The organism is Xenorhabdus cabanillasii (assembly GCF_003386665.1).
Lineage (GTDB): Bacteria > Pseudomonadota > Gammaproteobacteria > Enterobacterales > Enterobacteriaceae > Xenorhabdus > Xenorhabdus cabanillasii.
The window spans coordinates 2,236,615-2,255,993 of record NZ_QTUB01000001.1; the positions used below are offsets into that span (position 1 = coordinate 2,236,615).

17 protein-coding genes are annotated in these 19,379 nt (G+C 42.7%); 13 read left to right on the top strand and 4 right to left on the bottom strand.

Going from position 1 to position 19,379, the window contains the following annotated elements:
* The first annotated feature begins 17 nt into the window (after window positions 1–17).
* The 7 genes from pepP (at window position 18) to BDD26_RS10735 (ending at window position 9,587) form a co-directional block, all read left to right on the top strand.
* The gene (gene pepP, locus BDD26_RS10705; protein ID WP_115826518.1) at window positions 18–1,334 is read left to right on the top strand and encodes a Xaa-Pro aminopeptidase; all 1,317 of its coding nucleotides are present in this window, start codon (window positions 18–20) and stop codon (window positions 1,332–1,334) included.
* A gap of 29 nt (window positions 1,335–1,363) precedes the next feature.
* Entirely contained in the window at window positions 1,364–2,554 is a 1,191-nt protein-coding gene (ubiH, locus tag BDD26_RS10710; protein WP_115826519.1) for a 2-octaprenyl-6-methoxyphenyl hydroxylase, read from the top strand.
* Between the two features lie 24 nt (window positions 2,555–2,578).
* Window positions 2,579–3,811 (top strand): FAD-dependent 2-octaprenylphenol hydroxylase, encoded by a 1,233-nt coding sequence (gene ubiI, locus BDD26_RS10715; protein ID WP_115826520.1) that lies wholly within the window; start codon window positions 2,579–2,581, stop codon window positions 3,809–3,811.
* A 375-nt stretch (window positions 3,812–4,186) separates the two neighbouring features.
* Window positions 4,187–5,284: a glycine cleavage system aminomethyltransferase GcvT gene (gcvT, locus tag BDD26_RS10720; RefSeq protein ID WP_115826521.1), complete on the top strand. Its 1,098-nt coding sequence runs from the start codon at window positions 4,187–4,189 to the stop codon at window positions 5,282–5,284.
* Window positions 5,285–5,330: 46 nt separating this feature from the next.
* Complete coding sequence (gene gcvH / locus BDD26_RS10725) at window positions 5,331–5,723, top strand: glycine cleavage system protein GcvH (protein WP_038270074.1); 393 nt, start codon at window positions 5,331–5,333, stop codon at window positions 5,721–5,723.
* A gap of 100 nt (window positions 5,724–5,823) precedes the next feature.
* The gene (gene gcvP / locus BDD26_RS10730) at window positions 5,824–8,700 is read left to right on the top strand and encodes an aminomethyl-transferring glycine dehydrogenase (protein WP_115826522.1); all 2,877 of its coding nucleotides are present in this window, start codon (window positions 5,824–5,826) and stop codon (window positions 8,698–8,700) included.
* A 164-nt stretch (window positions 8,701–8,864) separates the two neighbouring features.
* Window positions 8,865–9,587 (top strand): type 1 glutamine amidotransferase, encoded by a 723-nt coding sequence (locus BDD26_RS10735; protein WP_115827539.1) that lies wholly within the window; start codon window positions 8,865–8,867, stop codon window positions 9,585–9,587.
* Between the two features lie 70 nt (window positions 9,588–9,657).
* Here the strand turns inward: BDD26_RS10735 and BDD26_RS10740 are convergent, their stop codons facing one another.
* Window positions 9,658–10,266 carry an HD domain-containing protein gene (locus tag BDD26_RS10740; RefSeq protein WP_038270081.1) on the bottom strand — a complete coding sequence of 203 codons (609 nt, stop codon included), beginning with the start codon at window positions 10,264–10,266 and terminating at the stop codon, window positions 9,658–9,660.
* A gap of 20 nt (window positions 10,267–10,286) precedes the next feature.
* On the bottom strand, window positions 10,287–11,291 hold the full coding sequence (gene ygfZ, locus BDD26_RS10745) for a tRNA-modifying protein YgfZ (protein WP_115826523.1): 1,005 nt from the start codon (window positions 11,289–11,291) through the stop codon (window positions 10,287–10,289).
* A gap of 299 nt (window positions 11,292–11,590) precedes the next feature.
* On the opposite strand from ygfZ, the gene sdhE reads away from it, so the two are divergent.
* On the top strand, window positions 11,591–11,857 hold the full coding sequence (gene sdhE / locus BDD26_RS10750) for an FAD assembly factor SdhE (protein ID WP_115826524.1): 267 nt from the start codon (window positions 11,591–11,593) through the stop codon (window positions 11,855–11,857).
* 1 nt (window position 11,858) lies between these two features.
* Window positions 11,859–12,290, top strand: coding sequence for a protein YgfX (locus BDD26_RS10755; RefSeq protein WP_244922713.1), 432 nt, complete (start codon window positions 11,859–11,861; stop codon window positions 12,288–12,290).
* Between the two features lie 199 nt (window positions 12,291–12,489).
* Here the strand turns inward: BDD26_RS10755 and BDD26_RS10760 are convergent, their stop codons facing one another.
* Window positions 12,490–13,593 carry a Txp40, insecticidal toxin (previously name A24tox) gene (locus BDD26_RS10760; protein WP_244922714.1) on the bottom strand — a complete coding sequence of 368 codons (1,104 nt, stop codon included), beginning with the start codon at window positions 13,591–13,593 and terminating at the stop codon, window positions 12,490–12,492.
* Between the two features lie 1,037 nt (window positions 13,594–14,630).
* Between BDD26_RS10760 and BDD26_RS10765 the strand changes: the two genes are divergently transcribed.
* Window positions 14,631–15,011: a DUF4354 family protein gene (locus BDD26_RS10765; protein ID WP_115826525.1), complete on the top strand. Its 381-nt coding sequence runs from the start codon at window positions 14,631–14,633 to the stop codon at window positions 15,009–15,011.
* A gap of 83 nt (window positions 15,012–15,094) precedes the next feature.
* Here BDD26_RS10765 and fldB read toward each other — a convergent pair whose 3' ends face one another.
* Window positions 15,095–15,613 carry a flavodoxin FldB gene (gene fldB / locus BDD26_RS10770; protein ID WP_038270096.1) on the bottom strand — a complete coding sequence of 173 codons (519 nt, stop codon included), beginning with the start codon at window positions 15,611–15,613 and terminating at the stop codon, window positions 15,095–15,097.
* A 106-nt stretch (window positions 15,614–15,719) separates the two neighbouring features.
* Between fldB and xerD the strand changes: the two genes are divergently transcribed.
* The 3 genes from xerD to recJ all read left to right on the top strand — a co-directional run bounded on the left by xerD (window position 15,720) and on the right by recJ (window position 19,220).
* On the top strand, window positions 15,720–16,658 hold the full coding sequence (gene xerD, locus BDD26_RS10775) for a site-specific tyrosine recombinase XerD (protein WP_115826526.1): 939 nt from the start codon (window positions 15,720–15,722) through the stop codon (window positions 16,656–16,658).
* 74 nt (window positions 16,659–16,732) lie between these two features.
* On the top strand, window positions 16,733–17,434 hold the full coding sequence (gene dsbC, locus BDD26_RS10780) for a bifunctional protein-disulfide isomerase/oxidoreductase DsbC (RefSeq protein ID WP_115826527.1): 702 nt from the start codon (window positions 16,733–16,735) through the stop codon (window positions 17,432–17,434).
* A gap of 52 nt (window positions 17,435–17,486) precedes the next feature.
* Window positions 17,487–19,220 (top strand): single-stranded-DNA-specific exonuclease RecJ, encoded by a 1,734-nt coding sequence (gene recJ / locus BDD26_RS10785; RefSeq protein ID WP_115826528.1) that lies wholly within the window; start codon window positions 17,487–17,489, stop codon window positions 19,218–19,220.
* Window positions 19,221–19,379 lie beyond the last annotated feature (159 nt).

The window sequence follows — 19,379 nt, forward strand, 5'->3', positions numbered from 1 at the left end:
AGATTGCAGGAGAGGGTATGATTAAACAAGAATATTTATCCCGTCGTCAGGCATTATTGTCAAAAATGGCACCGGCCAGCGCGGCCATTATTTTTGCGGCCCTGCCTGCGACACGCAACTCAGATAGTGAATATTCTTATCGTCAGCACAGTGATTTTCTTTACCTGACTGGGTTTAATGAACCAGAATCTGTTCTTATTCTTATTAAAAGCGATGAAACTCACAACCACAGTGTGTTGTTTAATCGAGTGCGTGATCTTACCGCAGAAATCTGGTTTGGTCGTCGGCTTGGGCAGGAAGCCGCTCCAGAAAAACTGGGGGTGGATCGTGCTCTGCCATTTAATGATATTGATGAACAACTCTACCTCTTGCTGAATGGGTTAGATGTGGTTTATCACGCTCAGGGGGAATTTGAATATGCTGATAAGATCGTATTCAGTGCTCTGAATAAGTTACGTAAGAATAGCCGTCGTAATCTCAGTACCCCATCAATAATGGCAGACTGGCGTCCGTGGCTACATGAAATGCGCTTGTTTAAATCAGAAGCTGAGTTGGAAATCATGCGCAAAGCCGGGAAAATCAGTGCTCAAGCACATACCAGAGCTATGCGAAGCTGCCGCCCGAATATGTTTGAATATCAGCTTGAAGCTGATATTCACCATGAATTTACCTATCACGGTGCGCGCTACCCTGCTTATAACACCATTGTTGGTGCAGGAGAAAATGCTTGTATCCTGCATTACACAGAAAACGACCGTCGTATGAAAGATGGCGATTTAGTGTTGATCGATGCAGGTTGTGAATATGAAGGGTATGCGGGGGACATTACACGGACGTTTCCGGTTAATGGCAAATTTACCCGCCCTCAACGAGAAATTTATGACATTGTGCTGAAATCCGTCAATGTCTCCCTTGAACTTTATAAACCGGGTACTAGCATTCGTGAAGTGACCGAGCAGGTTGTGCGTATCATGGTTGAAGAGCTGGTTAAACTGGGCATTATGCATGGTGAAGTGGAATATTTGATCGAGACCAATGCCTATCGCCAATTTTTCATGCATGGTTTAAGCCATTGGCTTGGGCTGGATGTCCACGATGTGGGGCATTACGGTGTTGATCGTGATCGCATTCTGGAACCTGGCATGGTACTGACCGTTGAGCCGGGGCTGTATATCGCACCGGATGCTGATGTGCCGCCGGAATACCGCGGTATCGGGGTCCGTATTGAAGACGATATTGTGATTACAGAATCAGGCAATGAGAATTTGACTGAGTATGTCGTTAAAGATCCTGATGAAATAGAAGCACTGATGGCACAGGCTAAACAGGGTTAGAGTTACAGTAATCAGGAAGCCAAATCATAATGAGCGTGATTATCGTGGGAGGAGGGATGGCTGGTGCAACATTAGCACTTGCCATTTCTTCTTTGAGCCGGGGGCAGTTGCAAGTCTCCTTAGTTGAAGCAGCAGAGCCAACACAGCAACATCCGGGTTTTGATGCAAGGGCGATTGCCTTAGCTGATGGTACATGTCAGCGTTTGAGCCAGATAGGTGTCTGGTCTGCACTGAAAGATTGTGTGACCCCAATTACTCACGTTCATGTCAGTGACCGTGGTTGTAGTGGGTTTGTCAATATCCGGGCTGACGATTATGACATTCCGGCATTGGGTAATGTTATTGAGCTGCATGATGCCGGAAACCGTTTGTTTGATTTATTAAAACAGGCACCGAATATCAAACTTTATTGTCCGGCTAAAGTGAATGCTGTTGAGCGTCTGGACACTTCAGTTTCTATTACCTTGAATAGTGGTGAAAAACTTACGGGAAAACTGTTGATAGCAGCGGACGGAAGCCAGTCTTCCGTAGCAAAAGCCTGTAATATCCTGTGGCAGCGGCAGGATTACAGTCAGGTTGCCATCATTGCCAATGTCCTGACATCTGAACATCCCCGAGGCCGGGCATTTGAGCGCTTTACTGAACATGGCCCGCTGGCACTGCTGCCAATGTCAGAAGGGCGCAGCTCGTTAGTCTGGTGTCATCCATTGGATAAATGGACGGAAATTAATCAGTGGGAAGATGCCGAGTTTCTCCGTCAACTGCAAAAAGCGTTTGGCTGGCGCCTGGGAAAAATGTTGGAAACAGGTCAGCGGTACAGTTACCCACTGACTTTATCTACATCCAAACAGCAGATCAGCCATCGTTTGGCATTAGTAGGTAATTCATCTCAAACTCTGCATCCAATCGCAGGGCAGGGCTTTAACTTAGGTATGCGTGATGTAATGGCATTAGCTCAGGTTATTTCGGCTGCTGCGATTGAGGGGCACGATATCGGCTCTTATAACGTTCTGACTCGTTATCAACAGCAACGCTTTGCAGATCGTGAGGTAACAATCGGTATTACTGATGGGCTGGTCAGGTTGTTTGCCAATGACTATTTTCCGTTGAGAATCGGACGCAATTTTGGCCTGATGACGATGGAAATGTTGCCACTGATAAAGGGCACATTGGCCCGTCAGACATTGGGTTGGGTTGCCCATCATTCAATGGCAGAATAAGTCAGATTAAGAGGAAATAAAAACATGCAATCATTTGATGTGGTGATCGCAGGAGGCGGTATGGTTGGCCTTGCGCTGGCCTGTGGTTTACATGGTAGCGGCTTGCGCATCGCGATTGTAGAAGAGCATCCACCAACCAGTATTTTTCATACCGATGATGAACATGCGTTGCGTGTTTCTGCCATCAATGCAGCCAGCGAACGGTTATTAACCCATCTCGGTGTTTGGCAGAAGCTCCTCGCAATGCGTGCCAGCCCTTATCAGGGGATGGAAGTCTGGGATCAGGATAGCTTCGGTCGTATTCAGTTCAATGCGGCGGAAAATGGCCTCAATCATCTTGGACACATTATCGAAAATAATGTGATCCGACAGGCTCTTTGGCAACAGGCTGAAAGTTTATCTGATGTAACCATGTTTACCCCTGTTTCTCTTAAGAATGTTGTCTGGGGAGAAAACGAAGCTTTTATTACCCTGTCCGACGAGCGAATGTTGACTTCACGGTTAGTTGTTGGTGCAGATGGTGCTCATTCATGGTTGCGTCAGCATGCAGATATTCCACTGACTTTCTGGGATTACGAACATTATGCATTGGTTGCGACTATTCGTACTGTGGAACCTCATAAAGGGGTTGCGCGCCAGGTTTTTCATGGGGATGGTATTCTTGCTTTCCTGCCACTTTCTGATCCTCATTTATGCTCTATTGTCTGGTCATTGCCTGCGGAAGCGGCGCAACAGCGCAAGACAATGGAGACTGAGTTGTTTAACCGGCAATTGAGTGTCACTTTTGACATGCGACTTGGGCAGTGTGAGTTGATCAGTGACCGTCAGACTATCCCATTAATAGGACGCTATGCCCGGAATTTTGCTGCACATCGGTTAGCTTTATTGGGAGATGCAGCACATACAATCCATCCATTGGCCGGGCAGGGAGTCAATCTGGGGTTTATGGATGTAGCAGAGTTGATCGGAGAATTGATCCGTTTGAACCAGCAAGGCAAAGATATCGGTCAATATCTCTATCTTGGTCGTTATGAGCGTCGCCGTAAACACAGTGCGGCTGTCATGCTGGCTGGTATGCAGGGATTTCGGCAGCTATTTGATGGGAATAATCCTGTCAAGAAACTATTTCGTGATCTAGGGCTGACTTTGGCTAACAGTTTCCCCGGAATAAAGCCACAATTACTCCGTCATGCGATGGGTCTTCATGATCTGCCGGATTGGTTGATTACTCAAACCTCTTCAGTTGAAAAAATCTAATTTTTCCTCTTATTTGGGATTAGTTTTTTTTATATCAGGCTAAAGTGTATTCAGTTGGTTTGCTTCACACTTTAGTCTGTTTGTAATAAAAAAAAGAATATTTTTTACATATTACTGCCATTTTTTAGCGTTCCCACACAATAAAATAGAAAAAAATTCCGCATGATAGTGAAGGGTTTTTGAAGGCATCATTGTTATGTTGATAATTTATTTTATGGTTCATTTCCATTTTCAGTGATAACTTCTAGTCCAAGGTATCGTTTGCGTCATTAACCGCTTCTTTGTTTCATGATCCAACATTTGCCGGTTAATACGCCGTATATATGTTATTCAGATCAAGAACGTTTTCATGTCAAAAATGGAAAGAGGGAAATAATGTCAAAACACACCCCACTATATGATCAGCATCTGACATGCGGGGCGCGCATGGTGGATTTTCATGGCTGGATGATGCCCCTTCACTACGGTTCACAAATCGACGAGCATCACGCGGTGCGTACTGACGCAGGTATGTTCGACGTTTCCCATATGACCATTATGGATTTGCACGGCGCAGGTTGCCGTGATTTTCTCCGTTATCTTCTGGCAAATGATGTTGCTAAGCTGACTGAAAAAGGTAAGGCGCTTTATACCGGCATGCTTAATGCTTCCGCTGGTGTTATTGATGACCTGATTGTCTATTTTTTCACTGATAATTTTTATCGCATGGTCGTTAACTCGGCAACTCGTGAAAAAGATTTAGCTTGGATCCAACAACATGCGGAGAAATACTCTGTTGAGATCACCGTTCGTAATGACTTGGCGCTGATTGCAGTTCAAGGTCCTAACGCACAATCCAGAGTCCAGTCTTTGTTAAATAATGAGCAAAAGCAATCCATTGCAGGCATGAAACCTTTCTTTGGTGTGCAATCTGGTGACTTATTTATCGCAACTACCGGTTATACCGGTGAAGCGGGTTATGAAATTGCATTGCCTCAGGAACAAGCTGTTGATTTTTGGCAGCAGTTACTGAAAGAAGGAGTTAAACCAGCGGGACTGGGAGCACGGGATACACTGCGCCTTGAAGCCGGTATGAACCTTTATGGTCAGGAAATGGATGAATCCATCTCACCTTTGGCTGCGAATATGGGATGGACGATTGCATGGGCACCGGAAGAGCGCCAATTTATTGGCCGTGAAGCTCTGTTGAAACAGCGTGAAGCTGGGACAGAACAATTGGTTGGGTTAATCATGCGTGAAAAAGGCGTCTTGCGCAGTGGGTTAACGGTTAGTTTCACTGATGAAACTGGTGAAGTACGTTTTGGTGTTATTACCAGTGGAACATTCTCACCTACATTAGGATTCAGTATTGCCCTTGCCAGGATGCCGCAAGGGGTTGGAGAACAGGCGATTGTCCAGATCCGTAATCGCGAGATGTCGGTTCAGGTTGTTAAACCGGGTTTTGTCAGGATGGGAAAATCGCTTGTAGGATGATTTTGGTCGCAACATTTTAATGAATAAAAATAAGGAGATGGAACCGATGAGTCATGTACCAACCGAACTAAAATATACCGAATCACACGAATGGATTCGCTCTGAAGGAAATGGCGAATATACCGTGGGTATTACCGAACATGCCCAGCAACTATTGGGTGATATGGTGTTCGTTGACTTGCCTGAAATCGGAGCGGTCATAAACAGTGGTGATGATTGTGCAGTCGTTGAATCAGTCAAGGCGGCTTCCGATATTTACGCACCGCTGAGTGGTGAAGTTATCGCAGTCAACCCTGCTTTAGAAGGTTCACCCGAATTAGTGAATAGCGAGCCTTATAACGAAGGCTGGTTATTCCGCATCAAAGTTACTGATGAAAGTGAATTGACCAACCTGCTGGATGCAGAAAGTTATCGGTCATTATTGGAAGAAGAAGAGTAAATATTTCCGCCCCACATCACCAACGTCGCCGACGTCATACAGTGAGTGGGGCGTTTTTTTATGTGTGCCGTTTTTAGCTAGTTTCAGGAAATTATTATCAATGATCCAGACTCTAATCCAACTTGAAAATCAAGGTGAATTTATTCGTCGCCACATTGGTTCCTCTGCTGAACAGCAAAAAGAAATGCTGGCAATCGTTGGCTCGAACTCTCTTGACGATCTTACCAATAAAATTGTTCCCCGTGATATCGCATTGCCAGAACCACCAGCAGTAGGTGAAGGTGCGACAGAGCAACAGGCACTGGCTGAACTGAAAGCAATGGCGGGTCAGAACAAACGTTATCAATCTTATATTGGTATGGGGTATGCCCCCGCAATACTACCGCCGGTTATCTTACGTAATTTACTGGAGAATCCCGGTTGGTACACAGCATATACGCCTTACCAACCTGAAGTTTCTCAAGGGAGATTAGAAGCCTTACTGAATTTCCAGCAAGTCACTATTGATCTGACCGGTTTAGATCTTGCTTCAGCATCCCTGTTAGATGAAGCCACCGCAGCAGCCGAAGCGATGGCAATGGCAAAACGGGTTAGCAAACTGAAAAATGCGGAGCGTTTCTTCGTAGTTGATGATATTCACCCACAGATATTAGATGTGGTGCGCACACGAGCGGCAACATTCGGGTTTGATGTCATTGTTGATAAAGCAGAAAAAGTACTGGAATTAGAGGGTATTTTTGGCGTTTTACTGCAACAAGTTGGTACTACAGGTCAGATCCATGATTACAGTGATCTTATCGCAAAACTGAAACAGCAAAAAATTATTGTCAGTGTTGCCGCTGATATTATGGCACTGGTTATGCTGACGGCACCGGGCAAACAGGGCGCTGATATCGTCTTTGGTTCAGCACAGCGTTTCGGTATTCCAATGGGATACGGCGGCCCGCATGCTGCATTCTTTGCTTGCCGTGACGAATATAAACGCTCAATGCCGGGTCGTATTATAGGTGTTTCCCGCGATGCCGCTGGCAACCGGGCATTGCGTATGGCGATGCAAACACGTGAACAGCATATTCGCCGTGAAAAGGCGAACTCCAATATCTGTACCTCACAGGTATTACTGGCAAATATTGCTGGTATGTATGCGGTTTACCACGGTGCCGGAGGTCTGAAAAGAATTGCGGGGCGCATTCATCGATTGACCGATATTTTGGCTGCGGGTCTACAAAAAGCGGGCATAACGCTGCGTCACAAAACATGGTTTGATACATTGGCTGTAGAAGCCATCGATAAGGCATCAATACTGGCACGAGCGGAAAAAGCACAAATCAACTTACGTACTGATATTCTTGGTGCTGTTGGCGTGTCATTGAGTGAAAAAACCAGTCGTGCAGACTTGATAACCCTGTATCAAGTTTTAACTGGTTCTGAAACCGTGTTAGATGTTGATGCTCTTGATAGTGAAGTATCAGAGAACAGCCAATCCATACCGGTTTCAATGCTGCGCGATGATGCAATTCTGACCCATGATACCTTCCGCCGTTATCATAGTGAAACAGATATGATGCGCTATATACATAGCCTGGAACGTAAAGATCTGGCACTGAATCAGGCGATGATCCCATTAGGATCATGCACAATGAAACTGAATGCGGCCGCTGAACTCATACCGATCACATGGCCTGAATTTACTGACCTGCATCCTTTCTGCCCGCCAGAACAAGCCCAGGGTTATCAACAATTGATTAACCAGCTCTCACATTGGCTGGTATTACTGACAGGATACGATGCGGTATCTATGCAGCCAAACTCTGGTGCTCAAGGAGAATATGCTGGCTTACTGGCAATTCGTCATTACTACGCCAGCCGCGGTGAACAACACCGTCATATCTGCCTGATCCCAAGATCAGCCCATGGCACAAACCCTGCATCTGCGCATATGGCAGGTATGACTGTGGTTGTGGTGAATTGTGATAAAGAAGGCAATATCGATCTGGCAGATCTGTATGAGAAAGCGGAAAAACACCGTGATGAACTGGCTTGTATCATGGTTACCTATCCATCAACTCATGGTGTATATGAAGAAACCATCTGCCAGATTTGCGACATTATTCATCAAAATGGTGGGCAGGTTTATCTTGATGGTGCAAATATGAATGCTCAGGTTGGGATCACAACTCCTGGCTTTATTGGTGCTGACGTTTCACACCTGAACCTGCATAAAACCTTCTGTATTCCGCATGGTGGTGGTGGTCCGGGGATGGGGCCGATTGGTGTGAAAAAACATCTTGCTCCTTTCCTTCCGGGGCATTCTGTGGTGGAAATGGGAGCATTAACCACATCGGGAGCAGTATCGGCCGCACCATTTGGCAGTGCGTCTATCCTGCCGATTAGCTGGATGTACATCCGCATGATGGGGGCAAAAGGGTTGAAACAAGCCAGTCAGGCTGCGATCCTGAATGCAAACTACATCGCAGCTCGTCTGAAAGGTGCTTATGAAATCCTTTATACCGGCCGCGATGGTTATGTTGCCCATGAATGTATTTTGGATATTCGCCCACTGAAAGAAGAATTTGGTATTAGTGAAATGGATATCGCCAAGCGTTTGATTGACTATGGCTTCCATGCTCCAACCATGTCATTCCCTGTCGCTGGAACACTGATGGTTGAGCCAACAGAATCAGAAAGTAAGATCGAAATTGATCGTTTTATTGATGCGATGCTGGCAATCCGCGGCGAAATCAAAAAAGTAGCGGAAGGTGACTGGCCATTGGAAGATAACCCGCTGGTGAATGCACCACATATTCAGGCGGAGCTGATTGCTGACTGGGATCATGCGTACAGCCGTGAAACTGCTGTTTTCCCGACAGCAGAAACAAAAGCAAATAAATATTGGCCGACAGTGAAACGTCTTGATGATGTGTATGGGGATCGTAACTTGCATTGTTCCTGTGTACCGATTGAAGATTATCGGTAATCATGATGTCGCTAATTGATTTAGAATAAAATCGATTAGAAATAAAAGCAGTGTTGAGAGTCATCTCACACTGCTTTTTTAAATTTGACTAATTCTGAAAAATATTTGTATCAGCTAGTGACATCCGCTGGAATAATTCAACCTTTTTCTAAGGTGATAAAGTGATAAGAATCCATTTTGTGGTACATGAATATTTTGAAGCTCCCGGGGCATATGAAGATTGGGCTAACGCAAGAGGATATCAGACTACATTTTCACGGGTTTATCTTGGCGATAAATTACCAGATTCAGTTGAGGGTATTGATTTTCTGATAGTCATGGGAGAGCCGCAAAGCCCTGCAACCACAACGGCTGACTGCGCACATTTTGATGCAGCAGCGGAAAGGCAACTTATTGTAAAAGCGATTGCATCAGATAAGGTAGTTATTGGTATCTGTCTTGGCGCACAGTTAATTGGAGAAGCATTGGGGGCTGTTTTTGAGCATAGTCCTGAGAAAGAAATAGGAAAGTATCCAATTATGCTTACCGAGGAAGGTTTAAAAAATGATAAATTTACTCATTTCGGTGAACTTCTTGAAGTTGGGCATTGGCATAACGATATGCCGGGTTTGACTCGGGATGCAAAAATTATCGCTTTTAGTGAAGGTTGCCCCAGACAGATCATTGAATACCAAAGTCTGGTTTATGCTTTCCAGTGCCATATGGAGCTGACTACAGAGGTAGTTGAATTGCTCATTCAAAATTCAGAAAAAGACCTTAGTAAAGCAGATGAGTATACATTTGTTCAAACACCGGAAATATTACGCTCCCATGATTATAGTGAGATGAACAATAAATTATTTGTTTTTCTCGATAAATTGGCTAACCAATATATGAAGTTAAATTGATTGATATAATCGTCACGACGGTTTTTAAGTCGTGACGGTAAACTGAACGATTTTAATTGGAGATAGAAGATTATTCCTTCAACCAGCCTTTTTCTCTTGCTGCTTCCAGTTGTGGTAGCAAATATTTCCAGAATTCAGGGTAACTTTCAGAAATAAACTGGAGCAGGTTAAAGACTTGTTCAAAACGAATATCATTTTCTACCCAACTCTGCCCATTATTATGCAGATTCATAAATACTGGCATGACCCTGTCGAGCATTTTGGCGAAGCGCGCTTCAGGTGTTTCACCGTCTTCATACTCGTACCAAAGGGCCAGAAAATAATCTCTCTGCGTTTCTGGCAGTAAGCCGAAAATACGCTTGGCAGCTTGCACCTCTTGCTCGTGAATAGCTTCACGGGCAGCTAAATCAAACGCGATAACATCCCCGGCATCGATTTCCACAATATCGTGAATCAATGCCATCTGTATGACACGGCTGATATTTATTTCTCCGGCATAAGGGGCAAAACTGATAACTGCAAGAGCAAAGTGCCAGCTATGTTCCGCAGAATTTTCATTGCGCTGATTGTTCAGAATTTTCGTTTTACGGTGGACATATTTTAATTTATCCAGCTCCATGATAAAGGCGATAATATCGGTAAACGGGCCGAAATTAACAGGAGATACAGTCGATACCATAAGAAATTAAACCTCAAATATTATTTTTCTTCCAATGAATAAGGCAGTGTCTGAATAGAGAGAGAATGCCCTTCATCGTTGCGAATACGGAATACATTATCTGTTTCCATATCATTGCTCATAACGATTTGCACCCAAACAGAGCCATCGGCTAATTTGACCGCAGCAAGAACTGAGCCAGTCCGGCGCCATTTATCGCCTAACTGCCACTCCAGTTCATCACCAGCTACAGGAAGAGAAGATGCGCTACCTGCCAGCCAGTACATTGCCCGCTTATTAGCCCCGCGGTATTTAGCACGTGCTACCATTTCCTGACCGGTATAGCAGCCTTTCTTGAAACTGATACTGTCTTTGATGGCCTGAAGATTAGTAGCCTGTGGAATAAATTGTGCGCTGCTTGCTCCATCAATTACGGGAAACCCTGCTTCAATCTCCAGCGCCAGCCACTGTTGGCTATCGTTCAATTGTGCCTGAAATTTTTCGACTAACACTTCTGCTAATCTGGTTGCAGTAGTGTTATCTGTAACCAAAAGAAAACGTTCTGTAGGGAGAGAGAAATGAAGAATAGTTGTTGTTTCATGTTGGATAACTGCTGTTTCTGTGTCAGGTAAAGTGGGAAAACATGATAGTGTTGTCAGTGCCTCCCGACTGCCCGCTCCGGCAATACCAAGCAAGATATTTTTTTCGTCTTTGGCAAAGGTCACTTTGGAGAATACCGCATACTTTTTTAATTCAGCCAGTTGGGTATCCAATACCGAACGACGTTCAATATAGGCAAAACCTTCTCCACGATGAAACAGCAGCAGGTTGCTCCACATCTTCCCTTTGGCATCACAGTGGGCGCATAGTACATATTGATTTTCATCCAGGGAATTAATATCTGCTGTCACCTGACCTTGCAGATATTTTTCTGTATCAGTTCCGGTTGCAGTGGCCATTGCCCAATCATCAAGGGAAATTAATGTCAGTGGAAGAGTTGTAGAAGATAATGGAGATTGTGCAGAAAACGGAATTTGGTAAGCCATAACAGCTCCTGCCATAAACTATCTGAGAAATAACGTTAATGGTAAAAGAGATGAAGCTCAATGCAAAGGAGTTATTCTTGTTATTTGCTGGTTGAAGGTTTACTGGCAGATTGTTGCGATACATTTTATTGCGATATTCTTCGCATATTGTAGAGATACCAACAGTTCAATCGCTGTCAATGATGAAAAACAGCCCAGAATTGTTGATAATTACAGGTTCTTACTGTAACAGGTTTTACAGTGATAAAGCATTGCCGTCCCAATGGCACGAATGAAAATAATCAAGAGGCTTTTTAAACATGGATATTGACAATAAAGCGCGTATTCACTGGGCATGCCGTCGCGGGATGCGCGAACTGGATATTTCTATCATGCCATTTTTTGAATATGAATATGACTCGTTGAGTGATGATGAAAAGCGCATTTTTGTTCGTTTGCTGGAATGTCCAGATCCTGATCTTTTCAATTGGCTGATGAATCATGGTCGCCCGGAAGATGAGGAGCTTTTCAACATGGTGCAATTGATTCAAAGCAGAAACCAAGCTCGTGGCCCTGTGGTACGGTGAATTGAGAATATCTCTCCGAACCCGCCTGTTTTCCTCTGGCGTGCATGGAGTGATTGCTCTGGCTGCTCTATTAGCACCCTGGTTTGCCAATAGTTTTTATGTCTGGCTTCTGCCGCCGATCATTATCTCTATAGTGGTGAGTTGGATAAGGAGCCAGAGAAATATCATGCAGTGCCGGGGAAAACTAATACTGTTTCGTGGCAATAAAGTACACTGGCAAAAAGAAAGATGGAAAATTACTCAGCCACCGTGGCTTAGCCGTTATGGAATAATGCTCACACTGCGTACTTTTGAGCAAGCGGAAAGTTTTTGCCTCCGGCCTAATATTCAATTATGGGTGGCATCGGATAGTATGTCGGTTGAAGCTTGGCGTAGTTTTAGCCAGATTATGCGTAGTACAGAATTGTGGAAAGAAAAGGCAGAAAGAGCATGAGAATCTGACTGTATTATTCCTGTATGTGGAGAATCTGTTGTGGTTAATAAATGGACAATGTCACTGCTGGACTGGAGAATGGCAATAAGCTGTTTTATTGGCGAATTCGGTGACCGCCTGGGCGGTCACCTCTGAGGAAGTGCAATAGAATTACAACCTCTCACATTTATCTCACGTCTTATCACTACTATAAATCAGACTATATATTTTGGTAATGAGTTCCAACACTCTGAATCTCCATTATTTTGTCAGTATTATTTATAGTGAATGTTACCCTGTGTTCTTGGCTTAGCCTTATACTATATAAATCTCTACCTTGCAGTTTTTCGAAGTTACTGCCGCTTTTTGTACCAATACTTGTTGCTGCTGTACGTGGATCACTACCCTTTTGTACCTCTTTTATAAGTGAACTATATTTTTGTTTTGAAGCATCATCCATTTTAGCAAATGCATTCCTGGATTTATTATCTTTAAGTTTTTGTAAACTAACTCTCCATTTAGATGGAGCTGCTGTAGACGCTGTTGCTGTAGAAGACATTGTTGGTAATTTAGGCGCTTTTGTTGGACCGGCCAGATAACCTATTCTGCCATCAGGTAACTTCTGCGGTGGCCGAAAGAAAGGTTTAGAAAGTTTCTTTCTCTCAATATAATTCGCTAATGATTTAGTTTCTAGACCATTGTAAAAATTACTTGAAAAAATCCTTTTTCCTAGTGATGTTACAGCAGATAAGATAAATAAAAAATCAATTAATTTAAAAAATCTTGCAGCGTTTGATTGTTGATTTTCCTCCAGTGGAATTTCCTGTGAAGAAAAGAAATATAGTGCTAATAATTTATCTTCATCTGAATAATCTCTTAATGGTTTATTTTCAAGATTAGGAACATCCCAGGTATTTTCAGGATATTCACCTTCAAAATCCAGTTCGTTCTTGTAAAAACCGTTTGCCATATCTTTAGAAATTTGATCACCATTCTCACCCAATAGTGCAGATGAAAGATTAGACATGTATTCTTGATAAATTTTATCTGCGGTATCCTTATTCTTATAATAGTCCTCTGGAAGCTGAGATTCATTATGAATACCACTTACCGCTAAAGCGTATGCTAATATTACTTTCTTAGCTCGATATTCAATTCCATGTGCTGCTGTGTGACCTTCATCTGTTTGCCTAAAGTTTAGTACACGTATTATCTCTCCCGCTATTTGCTTTTCAACGGGTGGATATCCACTTCTATCATCAGGAGTTAATTGTACTACACTCGGAGTTGTTACGGATTTTATAACCATTGTATTTTCAACCATTGTACTTTCCCATTATGTTGGCGTTTATTGAAATAACTACTAATATAAATTGCAGCGTTGATTTCCGCTGTTACGGTTTCTTGACTGCTTTAATTAAATTATCAAGTTTATTTTCTCTCGATAATATCCTTATAAACACCTCAGAGAATTGAGGTGCTAATATCTTAATAAAAAGTAACTATATAATCATGTTCTATGATTATGACTAAATATAAAAAAATTTGTTTATGTGACTGTTAGACATATAGATAACATAGCACTTTTATGGTGTCAAGCACTGCTAAGTGACTTAATTTTGATTATATTATAGGCATGAGTGATTCAATTTTAATTAAATCTTTGTAGCCTGAGCCAGTTTATCAGGACTCTTTTAGAAACAACTATAGCGAATGAAACCGCATTAGCTCTATATATTTTGTTTTAGTGTTGTCTCTAATGATAATGAAAAAGAAAGCAAAACAAATAAAATTACTTGATGTAGTCTTGATATTAAATTTTTTCCATCATTATTGTATGGGATTTCTAACAAATATGTTGGCGTACATGTTGTTAAATTTTTTTTAAATTGTTGTTGGTTTTACTTGTTAAATTATTTAAGCGTTAGCACATATTTCTCAATTTTTTATGGTAGTGAATTAATTTCGTAAATAGGATTTACATTTTCTTATATATTTATTGGTTATAAATTAATGCCAATGTATTTGTGAACAATATGTTTCTAATAATAACTAGTAATTTATCATCAGGGAGTGTTGAGGTTTGATGAAAGAGAATTAGTTCAATAATAATTAACTTTAAAGTAATCAGGGTCTTTAGATAAAATTTCTACAAGATTTTTTCTTTTTTGAGTTGATTATAAGTGGTAATAATCTGAATTATTTTGTGTTATTGCAATTTAAAAATATCCCCCAATCCTGCAATAATATTGAAATGTCACTTTACTGATGGATTAGTTACTTAAAAGTAGTATTATAATTGAGACTGTATCTTGCATACGTACAGTTACTACGATGATTTCAACTAAAGAAGGGACTTATATGAAGGTTTCCACGCTTGTCGCATCAGTTGCTTTGGCTGGCTTTTGTTTTACTGCACACGCCTCTGCTCTTGATAATGTTGCTGTTTATTCTACGGAGAAATCTAACGGCTCTATATCAGTGGGTGGCAAAAATGCTTACACTAAATCCTTTGAAGTTGCAGTAGCGAACTTATCCGGTAAGGATATTGATTTGTCGAAGCTTTGTCTGAAAGCTTACTCTCCTGACAAAAAAGAATTTAGTCTGGATACAGTTGATGAAGACCTGAATCAAGGCACACTGAAAGCGGGTAAGTCCGTCAAAGGTATTGCTGTGTTTGCTTCTGAAAATGACGTAGTTCATAAAGCCGCTCTTATTAAAATTTCTGACGATTGCAAGTGATCAGATAAAGCAGCCTTCCTGGCTGCTTTCTTTGGGTTAGCCTTTCAGACCCGCTCTGAACTCTTAAAAAAGCTTAATTGATGTTAAAATAGTGCTTCCATCTCTGCCAATATCTGCATACACCATTGATTCAAACGCTCATCAGTCTCTTCAAACTGGTTCACATCATCCAGAGCAAGGCCGACAAACTGCTTGCCATCTTCGGTCAGTGGCTTTGGACTGGTGAATTCATAACCTTCAATCGGCCAGAAGCCGATAAACTGTACGCCTGCAGGAAGTAAAAGGTGATACAGCATTCCCAGGGCATCCAGAAACCATTCGCTGTAATCAATTTGATCTCCCATGCCATACATGGCAACAATTTTCCCTGTCAAATTCAGTGATGGAAGTTGATCCCAAATGGTCAGCCAATCTTCCTGTATTTCACCGAAATCCCATGTAGGAATGCCGAAGATCAAGACAGAATATTCTTCCATCAATTTAGGATCACAATCTTTGACGTTGTGCAGGTCAATCAGATCCTCACCAAGAATATCGCGTATTTTTTCTGCTACCATTTCAGTATAGCAAGTGGTAGAGCCGTAAAAGAGACCAATTTTCATCATTATTTATCAGAGAATTTCTAATATAAGAGAGGGTATTGTAACAGAAGAATTACTTTTTCAGGCATAATAGCCGATCGGAAGGCACAGATATAAAGGAGGGCTTGTGCCAAGCAAACACGTATTAAAAACTGATGTATCGGAACAAAGCCCATCGGCTAATCCCCTGATAGAACAATTTTTGGATACGATCTGGCTGGAAAAAGATCTGGCAGAAAACACATTGGCTTCTTATCGGCTTGATTTACAATCTCTGAATAATTGGCTGGTGCATGGTGGCTATGATTTGCTTTCTGTACAGTCTATCGAACTACAATCATTTTTGGCTGAACGGGTGGATGGTGGTTATAAAGCCAGTAGCTCTGCACGTTTGTTGAGTGCCATGCGCAGATTGTTTCAGTATCTCTATCGTGAAAAAATGCGGACGGATGATCCAACCGCGCTTTTATCTGCTCCCAAATTACCTAAGCGCTTACCAAAAGATTTAAGCGAAAAGCAGGTTGAAGATTTGCTAAACGCTCCCTCGATTAATCAACCAATAGAACTGCGGGATAAAGCGATGCTTGAAGTGCTTTATGCCTGTGGGTTACGCGTATCCGAATTGGTTGGGTTAACATTATCGGATGTGAGTTTACGTCAGGGTGTTGTCAGGATCGTGGGTAAAGGGAACAAAGAGAGGTTAGTTCCTTTAGGAGAAGAAGCTCTCCACTGGCTGGAACAATATCTAGAGTATGGACGCCCATGGTTACTGAATGGCATAGTGTCCGATGTATTTTTTCCCAGTAAACGGGGAACACAGATGACGCGCCAGACTTTTTGGCATCGGATCAAACATTATGCTGTATCGGCTGGTATTGATTCCGAACGTTTATCCCCGCACGTTTTACGTCATGCTTTTGCAACTCATTTAATCAATCATGGCGCTGACTTACGGGTTGTGCAGATGTTACTCGGACATAGTGATCTCTCCACAACACAAATTTATACACATGTGGCAACTGAACGTCTTAAAGTGCTGCATCAACAACATCATCCTCGCGGATAACAATTCATAAATGTTGTTCATTGACAACTGCTTATGAATAGGTTGCGAAAAAAGGTGAAAAAAGGAACAAAGTAATGAAGAAGATTGTGTTTTGTCTTTCCTTGATACTAACTACTTTTGCTAACAATACCTTTGCTGACGACAGCAAGATTAATGATTCATTGTCAAAAATGGGGCTTAAGGCAGAAAGCATCACTCCATCGCATATTACCGGGGTAAGTACTGCTTTAACCCAGCACGGAACACTTTATATATCCAATGATGGTAAATATCTGTTCCAGGGGCCACTTTACGATCTCAGTGGAAAAGTACCAAAACAAGTGATTAATAAGGCTTTGGTAGAAAAACTGGAATCTTTGAAAGATCAAATGATCATTTATAAGGCTCCAAAAGAAAAACATGTAGTTACTGTATTTACAGACATTACTTGTGGATATTGCCATAAGTTACATGAAAATATTAAAGAATATAATGATGAGGGAATCACTATCCGTTATCTGGCATTCCCTCGTAATGGCTTGCAACACCAATCAGCGAAAGATATGCAATCTATTTGGTGCAGTGCGAAGCCTGCTAAAGCATTGGATGATGCTTTTAAAGGCGAGAAAGTTTCGCCTATTGAAAGTTGTAAAAAGGATATTGCCAAACATTATGAGCTAGGCTTACAGTTTGGTGTCAGTGGAACACCAGCTATGATACTCAAAGATGGCAGTATGATTAGTGGTTTTATGCCGCCAAAAGATTTAGCTGACGCATTAGCACAGCATGCTGAATAATCATCGCCAACAGATCCTGATTTAGTGAATAACAGGTAGTGAATTAAGCCCAGTGAATAGAAAAACACAACTCCGCCGCCGTCCAGCGGCGGATGATAGCCACCTTCCCGATAGTATCCATCCGTTATTGCGCCGTTTATATGCTACGCGAGGTATACGCCAGGCTGATGAGTTAGAACGCGGAGCAAAAGGGCTACTCAATTATCAATCTCTCAATGGCATTGAAGAGGCTGTTTCCTTGCTTATCGCAGCATTGCACCAACATTGGCGCATTGTTATTGTCGGTGATTTTGATGCTGATGGAGCAACCAGTACCGCATTAAGCATCCGTGCATTACGTGCAATGGGATATCGTGATCTGGATTATTTTGTGCCTAATCGTTTTGACGATGGTTATGGCTTAAGTGTGCAGGTTGTGAATGATGTCGCCAAAAAAGGGGCTGATCTGATCATTACAGTCGATAATGGGATCTCTTCCCATGATGGTGTTACGACAGCACATCAGCATGGCATTAAAGTGATCGTCACAGATCACCATTTGCCGGGAGAAATACTGCCAGCCGCAGATGCTATCATCAACCCCAATCTGGTGGATTGCTCCTTTCCTTCGAAAGCATTGGCGGGTGTTGGTGTTGCCTTTTACCTGATGTCCGCACTCAGAGCGGAACTACGTAAAATAGAATGGTTTGAGCAACAGGGTATTCCTTTGCCCAATCTGGCAGAATTGCTTGATTTGGTGGCATTGGGAACAGTGGCAGATGTCGTTCCTCTCGATACCAACAACCGTATTCTGGTGTATCAGGGATTGAACCGGATCCGGGCAGGGCGTTGTTGTGCCGGTATTCGTGCATTACTGGAAGTTTCCAAACGGGAATCAGGAAAGCTGGCTGCCAGCGATTTGGGATTCTCTCTTGGCCCGCGGTTAAATGCAGCAGGGCGACTGGATGATATGTCCGTTGGTGTTGCATTGTTGTTGACTGATGATCTTGTACAGGCACGACAGATTGCCTGTGAATTAGATGGATTGAACCAAACCCGCCGTGAAATTGAACAGGGTATGCAGCAGGAAGCCTTGCAGATCTGTGACCAAATTGAACGAACTCATACTGAATTACCTTACGGGCTGGCTATTTATCACCCTGAATGGCATCAGGGAGTTGTGGGCATTTTGGCATCTCGTATTAAAGAGCGTTTTCATCGTCCGGTTATCGCTTTTGCTCCTGCGGGAGACGGAACACTGAAAGGTTCAGGCCGCTCCGTAAATGGACTACATATGCGAGATGCTCTTGAGCGTCTTGATACCTTATATCCGGGTTTAATGCTGAAATTCGGTGGCCATGCCATGGCAGCCGGGTTATCGATTGAGCAGGATAAATTCGACCAGTTTCAGCGCCATTTCTCTGAGTTGTTGGCAGACTGGCTGGATATCACTCAGCTTGAAGGTGTCGTCTGGAGTGATGGTGAGCTGGCATTAAAAGAGCTGTCACTGGAAGTTGCTGAGATCCTGCGGGATGGAGGTCCTTGGGGGCAGGCATTTTCTGAGCCGGTATTTGACGGTAAATTCAAGCTTCTGCAACAGCGGATTGTTGGTGAAAATCATCTGAAAGTCATGCTTGAGCCGTTAAAAGGAGGGCCGATGTTGGATGGTATTGCGTTTAACATCGATACAAAATTCTGGCCAGATAACAGCGTTAAAACGGTGGAACTGGCTTATAAACTGGATATCAACGAATTTCGCGGTAACCGTGATATTCAGCTTTTAATCCAGCACATCTGGCCTCACTGAATTGGCTTTACTGACTGAGTCGATCGAGTGGCTAAGGTAGTGTGACTAACCATTTATCCATTGCCACATAATCAAATGTGATTATGTGGCAAGTCACTTGAAATGCTATAAACCCTTTGCCAGATCCGTTACAATACGCGGTTCGAAAATATCCATACG